The sequence below is a fragment of the Streptomyces sp. MBT53 genome (assembly GCF_016654115.1).
In the GTDB taxonomy this organism is placed as follows: Bacteria; Actinomycetota; Actinomycetes; order Streptomycetales; family Streptomycetaceae; genus Streptomyces.
Map to the genome: position 1 here is coordinate 1 of NZ_JAEQAZ010000324.1, position 10547 is coordinate 10547.

Here is a 10547-nt window from a genome sequence, read left to right on the forward strand (position 1 = left end):
CTGGGGGCTGCCGCCCCCAGGCCCCCGCTTCGGCCCTGAAGGGGCCTCGTCCTCAAACGCCGGACGGGCTGAACAGCGTCAGCCGTGCCCCACGCCCCGTCACACCTTCCCCCACGTATGCCGATCCCGGGCCATCGCATGCAGCGCCTCCACGTCCGCCGGCTTCAACACCCCGCCCGTCCTTGCCAGTCCGGGCAGTTCCGTGTCCTGGAGTACGCGGACCTCGCGGAGTGGGGTCGTCACCGAGACGTCCGCCGGGGCGACGAGGGCCAGGACCGGATGGACCTCGGCGGTGAGGGCGTAGGACGCCCGGTCGGCGTCGGCGCGGATTCGGCGGAGGAGGGGGAGCGGGTCGCGGCGGCCCAGGGTGACCACGGGGTCGGCGATGCGGACGCGTTGTTTACGGGCGTACAGCGCGTGTACGGCGAAGAGGCCGCCGGGGCCGATCACCAGGTGGTGGAGGCGGTCGCCGCCGGGGAGCGGGATCGAGTGGAGGGTGTGCCAGCCGGCGCCGTCGAGTGCGTCCAGGGCCTCGCCGACGGCCTGTTCGGCGGTGAGGTCGCGGCGGCGCTGGTCGGGGCGGAGCCGGTGCTGCGGTCCCGGGTCCCGGTCGAGGGCCAGGTGGAGCGCCTCGCCGGGGCGGTTGGGCGCGAGGTCGTCGTCGGGGTGGAGGGAGAGCCGCGCGAGTTCCGCGGGTGTCGGCACCGGTGGCGGGCCGATCGTGACCGGGCCGGTGAGGAAGGGACCGAGGGCGTGCAGCACGTCCTCTCTGCTGTCCTCGCTCAGCAGGTTGATCCTGGCCGCCTCCCGGTCGTACCAGGCGACGTTCCTTCCGTCCGTGTGACAGACGTACAGCCGTTCCTGACCATGGCGCCAGGTCGGTACGATGCGCAGTCCGCTCATGCACCATCACCCCTCGACCATGGGAACAGGCGGGGTGCTCAAGGGGCAAGAACCCGGTTACCTTTGGGTCAGTCGCTGGGGCTTGGGGAGGCGCCGTTGCGGACGCGCAGGAAGCAACCCGACGTACCCGCTCCGGACACTCCGTGGAGCGAGATCGTCACCGGTCTGTGGATGGGCGGGCACGAGTTCCGAGGGCGTTCGGGGCAACGGGAGTTCGCGGTGGTGCGGGACGAGTTCGATCTCGTGCAGACGCTGCTGCGGCTGCCGGGGCACGGGCCCGACTCCGGCGTCGAGCACCATGTGTGGCCGATTCCGGACGGGCCGCTGGACGGGACGCAGCTCGCGGGTGTGATGCGGCTGGCCCGGGCCGCGTGCGACGCGCTGGACGACGGGCGGAAGGTTCTCGTCCGCTGCTATCACGGCTACAACAGGTCGGGGCTGGTGGTCGCGCACGCGCTGGTCCGGCGCGGGTGCTCCACCGAGGAGGCGATACGGCTGATCCGCACCCGCCGCTCACCGTGGGCGCTGCACAACGAACTGTTCGTGGAGTATCTGCGGGCGGGACTGTCCACGGCCTGGCTGCTGGAGGAGCTGACCGAGTAGCCGGAGAGCAGAGAGTCGAGCAATCGTTTCGCCTGAACCACCGAGGGGCGCGAACAAAAAGGACTTCCGTACGAATAGGGTGTATGGGTGCTGTTCCGTCGTCCCGCCCGCACCACCGCCGTCGTCGCCCTGCTTCTTACGACCGCGGTGGCCTGTGGTGACACCGGCGCGCTGCGCGGCGCGGGCGCGACCCCTACGGCGACCAGCCCCGCCAAGCTCTGGCCGAACATGTCGCCCGCCGCCTCCCCCGCCTACGACTTCGACGAGGCCGACACGGAGACCGTGCAGGGTGTCACCGTCCCCGGGGACGACATCCGCAAGGTGGACCCGATCGCCGTCGTACGGGCCGAGATCGCCGCGAACCCGGGCGACTACGGCGGCTCCAAGGCGCCGTACCGGGGAACGGCGGAGCGGATCGGCGACTGTGCGAAGGGTGGGGACCGGAGCGCGTGCCCCGTCCTCAAGCCGTACTACCGCGACCTGACCGGTGACGGACACGACGACCTGACGCTCGGCTTCCGGCTGCTGCCCACCAAGATGACGGCCGTGCGCGTCTACACCGTCGAGAAGCACCGGCTCGTGCAGGTCATGGCCAACGACGACGCGGTGAGCGGGGTCGAGCTGGCCGGGCATTCGGTGATCATCCGCTCGCCTTCGGAGCTGGCGGGGTACGAGTACCGCGTGCAGTGGACCTGGGACGCCGACCAGAAGGCGATGCTGCTGACCCACGACGAGTTCCTGCGCACGGGCAGCCGTAAGCACGGTGTCCGCCGCGCGACGCCCGCGCCCGTGCCCTCGGCGACCTCGTGACGGGGCTCGCGCTGCCCCGGTGGGCCGGGACCCTCGCCTTCAAGTCCGCCGCGTTCATCACGGTGATGTGCTGCGCGCTGGCCGCCCTGCTCGGCGTGCTCGTGCATGTGTCGGTGACCGACCGGACCGTGGGCCAGGCCCGCGAACTGGCGCTGTCGCGGCTGCGGACGGCGACATCGCAGTACGAGGCCGGGGACTCGCTGCTGCACGGCGCCGGTGTCGACCCCGCGAGTCTGCCCGTGCCCCTGCGGCGGCTGGCCGCGGACGGCGACCGGGGCACGATGGTCGGCAGGCACCGGGGGCGCCCGACGATGTGGGCGGCGGGACCGGCCGACGGCGGGCGGGTGCTGGCCGTGGCGGTCGACTACTCGCAGGGCGCGGACACCATCGCCGGGCTCGACCGGGCGATCGTGTGGTCCTCGGCGCTGGCGATCGGGGCGACGCTGCTGGTCGGCGCGTTCGCGGTGACCCGGGTGACCCGGCGGCTGCACGGGACCGCGCAGGTGGCCCGGCGGATCAGCGCCGGTGACCTGGACGCGCGGGTCGACGATCCCCGCACGAAGGACGCGAGCCGGCCGCAGGACGAGGTGGCCGCGGTGGCCGCCGCGCTCGACACGATGGCCTCGTCGTTGCAGGGCAAGCTGCTGACCGAGCAGCGGTTCACGGCGGACGTGGCGCACGAGTTGCGCACCCCGCTGACCGGGCTGCACGCGGCGGCCGAACTGCTCCCGCCGGGGCGGCCGACCGAGCTGGTGCGGGACCGGGTGGCCGCGTTGCGCACCCTCACCGAGGATCTGCTGGAGATCTCCCGCCTCGACACCCGGCGGGAGAAACTGGAGCTGGGCACCGAGCAGTTGGGGGCGGTGGCCGCGCGGGTGGTCCTGGCGTCGGGGACGGACACGGAGGTCGTCGTCGTACGGGACGAGTGGGTGGAGACGGACCGGCGGCGGCTGGAACGGGTGCTCGGGAATCTGGTCGCCAACGCGCACCGGCACGGGCGGGGGCCGGTGGTGGTGACCGTGGACGGGGCGGTGGTGACCGTGCGGGATCACGGGTACGGGTACCCGGGCTATCTCCTGGAGCACGGGCCGCAGCGGTTCCGGACCGAGGGGGGTGCGACGGGGCATGGGCTGGGGTTGACCATCGCGCTGGGGCAGGCGGAGGTGTTGGGGGCGCGGTTGGAGTTCGCGAATGTGGACGACGGTGGGGCGTTGGCGACGTTGACGCTCCGTTGAGTTCGTCGGCTGCCGGCCGGTGGGGGCTGGTCGCGCCCACGCGGCGGAGCCGCATATCGGCACAGCCCCGCGCCCCTGAATGACAGGGGCGTGCTCGTGTGGACCAGTGTGACGAGCGACCGCTCTCATCTCCTCCTAATGTGGCGATTAGTCAGCTTCGTCCCCTTCCTGGAGGTACCCCCATGTCCCTCAGCCTCTCTCTCCGTCGTATCGGTATAGCGGTCGCCGCCGGTGCGCTCGTCACCGGCGCCGCCATCACGCCCGCCGTGGCCGACGACGAATGGGGCGACCAGGACCAGAGCGTCAGCCGCCCCCAGGACGACGACGGCTGGAACCAGCGCGGCGACGAGGACTCCGACGGCCGCGGCGACCACGACCAGCAGGGCGACGACAACGGTCGCGGTGACGACGACGGCCGCGGCGACTACAACCAGCAGAGCGGCTCCAGCCAGCACGGCGAGCACCACAACAACCCGCGCCTGTACCGGGGCGTCGTGACGGCGAGCGAACTGGCCCTGCGTTCCCGCCCGGACCGCGGCAGCAGGATCATCCGGTACGCCTACCGCGGTGAGCACGTGTCGATCTTCTGCAAGACCCGCGGCTCCAACGTCCAGGGCAACCACCTCTGGTACCTGCTCACGGACGGCACCTGGGCCTGGGGTTCGGCGCGCTACATCGACAACATCGGCCCGGCCCCCCGCTGGTGCAGCTGACGGACGAGACACACGCGCCACCCAAGGCACACAACCCGTCCCATTTGGGTAAGTTCCGGACATGACCAACGCCGGAACCACCGTCACAGCGGACCTTCCCACACCCGCTGTGCGCCTCCCCCGGCGCCGTGGCATCGAGCTCACCCTCATCGTCGTAGCCGTACTCCTCTCGGTGTACCTCTCGGTGTACGGCTACTGCGCTGTCGGTATCGCCAAGAACGGCACGGTCCCGCCCGGCGCCGCCGGCTACGGCGCCGGGCTCGGCGTACTGGCCCTGCTGGCCCACCTCGCGGTGCGGCTGCGGGCCCCGTACGCCGACCCCCTCCTCCTGCCCATCGGGGTGCTCCTCAACGGTCTCGGCCTGGTCCTGATCTACCGGCTCGACCTGGAGACCCCGGGCGACCGGGCGGCACCCACCCAACTCGTGTGGTCCACCCTGGGCGTGACGCTCTTCATCGTCGTGGTCCTCGCCCTCCGGGACCACCGCGTCCTCCAGCGGTACGCCTACGTCTGCGTGGCCGCCGCGCTCGTCCTCCTCACCCTCCCGGTCCTCTTCCCGGCCGTGAACGGGGCCCGGATCTGGATCCGGATCGCCGGATTCTCCATCCAGCCGGGCGAGTTCGCGAAGGTGCTGCTCGCGATCTTCTTCGCCGCGTACCTGGCGGCCAACCGCAACGCGCTCGCCTATGCCGGCCGCCGCGTCTGGCGCCTCCAGCTCCCCACGGGCCGCGTCCTCGGCCCGATCGTCGCGATCTGGCTGATCAGCGTCGGCGTCCTGGTCCTGGAACGCGATCTGGGCACCTCGCTCCTCTTCTTCGGCCTGTTCGTGACCCTCCTCTACGTCGCCACTGGCCGCACCGGCTGGATCGCGGTCGGCCTGCTGCTCGCGGCCCTCGGCGCGGTCGCGGTGGGCCGCCTCGAACCGCACGTCCACAGCCGGGTCCTGGACTGGCTGCACCCCTTCGCGTCGATCGACGCGGGCCAGGGACCCAACCAACTCGCACAGTCCCTCTTCGCGTTCGCGGCCGGCGGCATCCTCGGCACGGGCCTGGGCCTCGGCCACTCGATCCTGATCGGCTTCGCCGCGAAGTCGGACTTCATCCTGGCGACGGCGGGCGAGGAGTTGGGCCTGGCGGGCCTCTCCGCGATCTTCATCCTCTACGGCCTGCTCGTGGAGCGCGGCTACCGGGCCGGCCTCGCGCTGCGCGACCCCTTCGGGCGGCTGCTCGCGGTCGGTCTCGCCTCGATCGTCGCGCTCCAGGTGTTCGTGATCGCGGGCGGGGTGACCGGGCTGATCCCGCTGACCGGCATGGCGATGCCGTTCCTCGCCCAGGGCGGCTCCTCGGTCGTCACCAACTGGGCGATCGTGGCCCTGCTGATCCGGATCAGTGACTCGGCCCGCCGCCAGTCCGGCTACGACATCGAGGTGGCAGCGTGACCGACGCCATGACCCGCCACATCCGCCTGGCGGCGGCCTTCTGCACCCTGCTCCTGCTCGCCCTGCTGGTGAACGCCACCCGCCTCCAGGTCTTCCGGTCCCCCGCCTACGACGACAACCCGGCCAACCGCCGCCAGACGATCGCCCGTTACGACCAGCCGCGCGGCGCCATCCTCGTCGGCGGCAGGTCGATCACCGGCTCCCGGGACTCCGGCGAGCAGCTCCGTTACGAACGGACGTACAAGGACGGCCCGTTGTACGCGCCGGTCACCGGCTTCGCCTCGCAGGAGTACGGCACGACGTTCCTGGAGCACTCCGAGGACGGCATCCTCTCCGGCACCGACGAGATGCTCTCGCCGTTCCCCCTGTGGAACGACCTCACCCGTGGCCAGAACCCCGGCGGCAACGTCGTAACGACCCTCGACCCGGCCGCACAGAAGGCCGCTTACGACGGACTCGGCACCCGCACGGGCGCGGTGGCCGCGATCGAACCGTCCACCGGCCGCGTCCTCGCCCTGGTCTCCACCCCGTCCTACGACCCCGGGGCCCTGTCGGGCAACGGCCGTTCCGCGAACCGCAGTTGGGCCCGCCTGAACGCCGACCCGGACAAGCCGATGCTCAACCGGGCGGCACGGCAGACGTATCCGCCGGGTTCGACGTTCAAGGTGGTCACCGCGGCGGCGGCGCTGGACGCGGGGGTGGTGACGGACCTGGACGCGGCGACGAAGTCCCCCGACCCGTTCACGCTCCCCGGCACCTCGACGACCCTCACGAACGAGGGCGACGGTTGCGCGGACGCGCCGCTGCGCTCGGCCTTCGAGTGGTCGTGCAACACGGTGTTCGCGAAGCTGGGTGTGGATGTCGGCGTGCGGAACATGGGCGGCACGGCGGAGGCGTTCGGTTTCAACGACACCGGCGTGCGGATCCCGTTCGCGGTCTCCCCCAGCACCTTCGACACCTCGGTGGACAAGGCCCAGTTGGCGCTGTCGTCGATCGGCCAGTACAACACGCGGGCCACGCCGTTGCAGATGGCGATGGTCGCGGCGGCGGTCGCGAACGGGGGGCAGGTGCGGCAGCCGTATCTCGTGGAGCGCACGACGAGGCGGGGCGGCGAGACGGTGTCGACGGCCGGATCGTCCCGCCCGGTCCGGCAGGCCATGCACCCCGCAACCGCCGTACAGATGCGGGAACTCATGGAGGACGTGGTCACGGAGGGCACCGGCACGAACGCGGCGATCCCCGGCGCGACCGTCGGCGGCAAGACCGGCACCGCGCAGCACGGCATCGGCAACTCCGGTACGCCGTATGCCTGGTTCGTGTCCTGGGCGCAGGGCGAGCGGGACATGGAGCCGAAGGTGGCGGTCGCGGTGGTGGTGGAGGACGCGTCGGCGGACCGCTCGGACATCAGCGGGGGCGGGGACGCGGCGCCGATCGCCAAGGCGGTGATGGAGGCGGTGCTCGGCCTGTGAGACGGGGGGTGTCACGGCACGGGCGCCCGACCTATCGTTCGGTTCATGACTGAGCCGTTGACAGTACCCGCGTACGAACTCGCCCAGGTCAACATCGGCCGACTCCAATTCCCGCTGGACTCACCGGAGTTGAAGGACTTCGTGGACGCCCTCGACCCCGTGAACGCCGTCGCCGACGCGGCCGGGGGTTTTGTGTGGCGCCTCCAGTCCGACTCCGGCAACGCGACCGACGTCCCCGTCCTCGGCGACGAGTGGCTGATCATCAACATGTCGGTGTGGCGCGACCCCGACGCCCTGACCGCGTTCATGTACCAAGGGCAGCACCGGGAGTTGCTGGCCCGCCGCCGCGAGTGGTTCGAGCGGATGCGGGAGGCGATGGCGGCCCTGTGGTGGGTCCCGGCGGGCCACCGCCCCACGGTCGCGGAGGCGGAGGAACGCGTCCTGCACCTCCGCGCCCACGGCCCGACGCCGTACGCCTTCACCCTGCGGACGTCGTTCCCGCCCCAGGGCGCGGAACCGACCGCACCGGTCGACATCCCTGAGGGACTGGGCTGTTCGGTCTAGATCCCGGGACCGGGCAGGGGCTCGCGGCGCCGCAGCCAGTCCTGCGGCACGCCGTCGAGTCCCGTCCGGGCCGCCACGACGCCGCCGGTGATGGCGCAGGTGGTGTCGACGTCGCCGAAGCCCTCGGCGGTGGTCCACAGGGCGGAGGTCAGGTCGTCGGAGTGCCGGGCGGCCGACCAGACGGCGAAGGGGACGGTGTCGTCGGCGCGGACGCGCTGACCGTTGCCGAGGAGGTCGGAGGCCCGCCAGGGCTCGGTGGCGAACGGCACGTCGACGGCCCGCAACAGCCCTTCCCTCACGGCACTTTCGGGCGTCCGCGCCGCCACCGCCTCCAGGGTCAGCTCCCGCCGCACGGACAGCGCGGCGGCGACGGCCACGGCGACCGCGCCGGCGATGCCCTCCGGGTGGGCGTGGGTGACCTCGGCCGACAGGGTCGCCTGCGTGACGACCCGGTCGAGATCCTCGTGGAACCACGCGCCCAGCGGAGCGGCGCGCATCGCGGCACCGTTGCCGAGGCTGCCCTGGCCGTCGAACAGCTCGCGCGCCAACTGCCGCCAGCGGTGCGGTTCCTGGAGCAGCACAGGCAGCAACTGGTGCATTCCGTGGCCGTATCCCCGGGCCGGATCGGCGTCGTAGCCGAGCGCGAAGGCCCGGGCGAGGGGCTCCTGTCGGATCTCGCCGTGCTCGTCGAGCACCCGGAGGATACCGAGGGCCATCGCCGTGTCGTCCGTCCAGTGCCACTCCGGTTCCTCCGGGGTGCGCCGGGCACGGACCTCGTCGTAGGCCCGGCGGGGTTCGCGGAAGAGCGGGAACCAGCGTTCGCCGAACGCGTCGCCGAGGGCGAGGCCCTCCAGACTGCGGCGGGCCGGGGTCACTTGGCCTTCCTGGTCTCCGAGCGGACCTGGAGGGTCATCTTCGCGGCGAGCGCCAGGTCGACGTCGGAGGGGTCCTGGGTGAGGGTCGCCGCGGTGGTCCAGGCGACGTCGGCGCCGGTGTTGCCGTCGGCCCAGGCACAGGCCGGATAGGTGACGGTGACGCTGAGCTTCTTCTGGCTGATCACCTCGCAGGAGATCGTGACCCCGCCCTCGACGAAGTCCTTGCGCGGTACGGCGACGGTCACCCCGTCCACCTCACCGGTGCCCTTCAGCATGCCCTCGCGGGCCTCGTCCGTGTTCTTGAACCGGCCGTACATGCCCGACAGCACCAACGTGCCCTTGGCGGCGTCGCCGTTCAGGGTGTACGTCCCGACGACCCCCACGGTGTCCTTGGCGTCCCAGGCACCGTCCGCCTCCTGCTCGATCTTCTGCCCCTCGGTGTCCGAGAGGTCGTCGGCGAGTTCGAAGCGGCCGTCGACCAGCGTCTTGGGCAGGGTCAGTACGAAGTCGGCCTCGGGAAACCGGGTGGCGGTCTGGCTTCCGACCGTCAGCACGACGGCCATGAAGACGACCCCCGCGGCAGCGAGCCCCCCACCGACGACGCCCAGCACGAACCCGAGCCCGCGCTTCTTCGGGGGCGGCGGGAACCCGGGCGGAGGAGCACCCCAGCCGTAGGGCTGTTGACCGTACGGGGGCTGACCGTAGGGCTGCTGGGGCGGCCCGAACTGCTGCGCGGGATACGGCTGTTGAGGGTACTGCTGCGGGTACGGCGGCTGGGGTTGCGGCTGTTGGGAGTACGGCGGCTGCTGCGGCGGCGGAGGCATGGACACGACAGCACCGTACAGGCGGGACACGCAGAACATGCGGGCGGAGGGATTGACGAGCTTGCTGACAAGCAGTCTCATAAGACTCGGAGGATGTGACCCCGGGTAACACGCCGACGTGCGAGGTGGGAGAACCATGACGACCCTGACCGAAGCCGACGCGGTCGACGGGCTGCGCGACGCGCTCGGCCTGCTCAAGGACCGCGAGCAGGTGGCCGAGCGACTGCTCGCCTCCTCCGCCAGGCACTCCTTCGACCCCGACAAGGAACTCGACTGGGACGCGCCCTTCGAGGACGGCAAGTGGTTCTGGCCGCCGGAACTGGTCTCGCTCTACGACACCCCGCTGTGGCGGCGGATGGGCGAGGAGCAGCGGATCCTGCTCTCCCAGCACGAGGCCGCGGCGCTCGCCTCGCTCGGCATCTGGTTCGAGCTGATCCTGATGCAGCTGCTCGTCCGGCACATCTACGACAAGGCGGCGACCAGTGCGCATGTGCGCTATGCGCTCACCGAGATCGAGGACGAGTGCCGCCACTCGAAGATGTTCGCGCGGCTGATCTCGCGCGGGGACGCACCCTGGTATCCGGTGAGCCGGGCCCACCAGAACCTGGGGCGGCTGTTCAAGACGATCTCCACGACGCCCGGTTCCTTCACGGCGACGCTGCTCGGCGAGGAAGTCCTCGACTGGATGCAGAGGTTGACGTTTCCGGACGAGCGGGTGCAGACGTTGGTACGGGGGGTGACGCGCATCCATGTCGTCGAGGAAGCACGCCATGTCCGTTACGCCCGGGAGGAGTTGAGGCGACAGATGGTCACCGCGCCGCGGTGGTCGCAGGAGTTCACGCGGGTCACGTCGGGGGAGTTCGCGCGGATCTTCTCCATCGCCTTCATCAATCCCGAGGTGTACACGAACGTGGGGCTCGATCGGCGGGAGGCGGTGGAGCAGGTGCGGGCGAGTGGGCATCGGCGGGAGGTCATGCAGAACGGGTCGAAGAAACTGACGGACTTCTTGGATGACATTGGGGTGATGCGGGGGGTAGGGCGGAGGTTGTGGAGGGCTTCGGGGTTGCTGGCTTGAGTTCGTAGTGCGGGCCGGTGGGGGCTGGTCGCGCAGTT

General features: G+C 71.3%; 11 protein-coding genes. 8 read left to right on the top strand and 3 right to left on the bottom strand.

The annotated features are described in order from the left end of the window. Positions 1–99: 99 nt before the first annotated feature. Complete coding sequence (locus tag JHN45_RS49705; RefSeq protein WP_200717086.1) at positions 100–903, bottom strand: nuclease-related domain-containing protein; 804 nt, start codon at positions 901–903, stop codon at positions 100–102. 96 nt (positions 904–999) lie between these two features. Here JHN45_RS49705 and JHN45_RS49710 point away from each other — a divergent pair, with 96 nt between their 5' ends. The 7 genes from JHN45_RS49710 to JHN45_RS49740 all read left to right on the top strand — a co-directional run bounded on the left by JHN45_RS49710 (position 1000) and on the right by JHN45_RS49740 (position 7735). Then, entirely contained in the window at positions 1000–1506 is a 507-nt protein-coding gene (locus tag JHN45_RS49710) for a dual specificity protein phosphatase family protein (protein WP_201056067.1), read from the top strand. A gap of 87 nt (positions 1507–1593) precedes the next feature. Then, positions 1594–2316 (top strand): hypothetical protein, encoded by a 723-nt coding sequence (locus tag JHN45_RS49715; protein WP_200717088.1) that lies wholly within the window; start codon positions 1594–1596, stop codon positions 2314–2316. A 65-nt stretch (positions 2317–2381) separates the two neighbouring features. Beyond that, positions 2382–3551 carry a HAMP domain-containing sensor histidine kinase gene (locus tag JHN45_RS49720; RefSeq protein WP_236584981.1) on the top strand — a complete coding sequence of 390 codons (1170 nt, stop codon included), beginning with the start codon at positions 2382–2384 and terminating at the stop codon, positions 3549–3551. A 182-nt stretch (positions 3552–3733) separates the two neighbouring features. Next, positions 3734–4264, top strand: coding sequence for an SH3 domain-containing protein (locus JHN45_RS49725; RefSeq protein ID WP_200717090.1), 531 nt, complete (start codon positions 3734–3736; stop codon positions 4262–4264). Between the two features lie 61 nt (positions 4265–4325). Continuing rightward, positions 4326–5702: an FtsW/RodA/SpoVE family cell cycle protein gene (locus JHN45_RS49730; protein ID WP_201056069.1), complete on the top strand. Its 1377-nt coding sequence runs from the start codon at positions 4326–4328 to the stop codon at positions 5700–5702. An 8-nt stretch (positions 5703–5710) separates the two neighbouring features. Beyond that, complete coding sequence (locus JHN45_RS49735) at positions 5711–7171, top strand: penicillin-binding transpeptidase domain-containing protein (RefSeq protein WP_201056071.1); 1461 nt, start codon at positions 5711–5713, stop codon at positions 7169–7171. 45 nt (positions 7172–7216) lie between these two features. Beyond that, a complete protein-coding gene (locus tag JHN45_RS49740; RefSeq protein ID WP_200717092.1) occupies positions 7217–7735 on the top strand; it encodes a DUF3291 domain-containing protein in 519 nt (172 codons plus the stop codon). Here the strand turns inward: JHN45_RS49740 and JHN45_RS49745 are convergent. Next, positions 7732–8610 (bottom strand): ADP-ribosylglycohydrolase family protein, encoded by an 879-nt coding sequence (locus tag JHN45_RS49745; RefSeq protein WP_200717093.1) that lies wholly within the window; start codon positions 8608–8610, stop codon positions 7732–7734. The genes JHN45_RS49740 and JHN45_RS49745 overlap by 4 nt on opposite strands. Then, positions 8607–9434 (bottom strand): hypothetical protein, encoded by an 828-nt coding sequence (locus JHN45_RS49750; RefSeq protein ID WP_268982489.1) that lies wholly within the window; start codon positions 9432–9434, stop codon positions 8607–8609. The genes JHN45_RS49745 and JHN45_RS49750 overlap by 4 nt, the downstream gene beginning before the upstream one ends. Positions 9435–9570: 136 nt before the next feature. On the opposite strand from JHN45_RS49750, the gene JHN45_RS49755 reads away from it, so the two are divergent. Continuing rightward, positions 9571–10509: a diiron oxygenase gene (locus JHN45_RS49755; protein WP_200717095.1), complete on the top strand. Its 939-nt coding sequence runs from the start codon at positions 9571–9573 to the stop codon at positions 10507–10509. Positions 10510–10547: the final 38 nt, after the last annotated feature.

Coding starts and splice junctions, on each gene's coding strand:
- JHN45_RS49705 (WP_200717086.1), bottom strand. CDS start 903: ATGAGCGGACTGCGCATCGTACCGACCTGGCGCCATGGTCAGGAACGG.
- JHN45_RS49720 (WP_236584981.1), top strand. CDS start 2,382: ATGTGCTGCGCGCTGGCCGCCCTGCTCGGCGTGCTCGTGCATGTGTCG.
- JHN45_RS49725 (WP_200717090.1), top strand. CDS start 3,734: ATGTCCCTCAGCCTCTCTCTCCGTCGTATCGGTATAGCGGTCGCCGCC.
- JHN45_RS49730 (WP_201056069.1), top strand. CDS start 4,326: ATGACCAACGCCGGAACCACCGTCACAGCGGACCTTCCCACACCCGCT.
- JHN45_RS49735 (WP_201056071.1), top strand. CDS start 5,711: ATGACCCGCCACATCCGCCTGGCGGCGGCCTTCTGCACCCTGCTCCTG.
- JHN45_RS49740 (WP_200717092.1), top strand. CDS start 7,217: ATGACTGAGCCGTTGACAGTACCCGCGTACGAACTCGCCCAGGTCAAC.
- JHN45_RS49750 (WP_268982489.1), bottom strand. CDS start 9,434: ATGCCTCCGCCGCCGCAGCAGCCGCCGTACTCCCAACAGCCGCAACCC.
- JHN45_RS49755 (WP_200717095.1), top strand. CDS start 9,571: ATGACGACCCTGACCGAAGCCGACGCGGTCGACGGGCTGCGCGACGCG.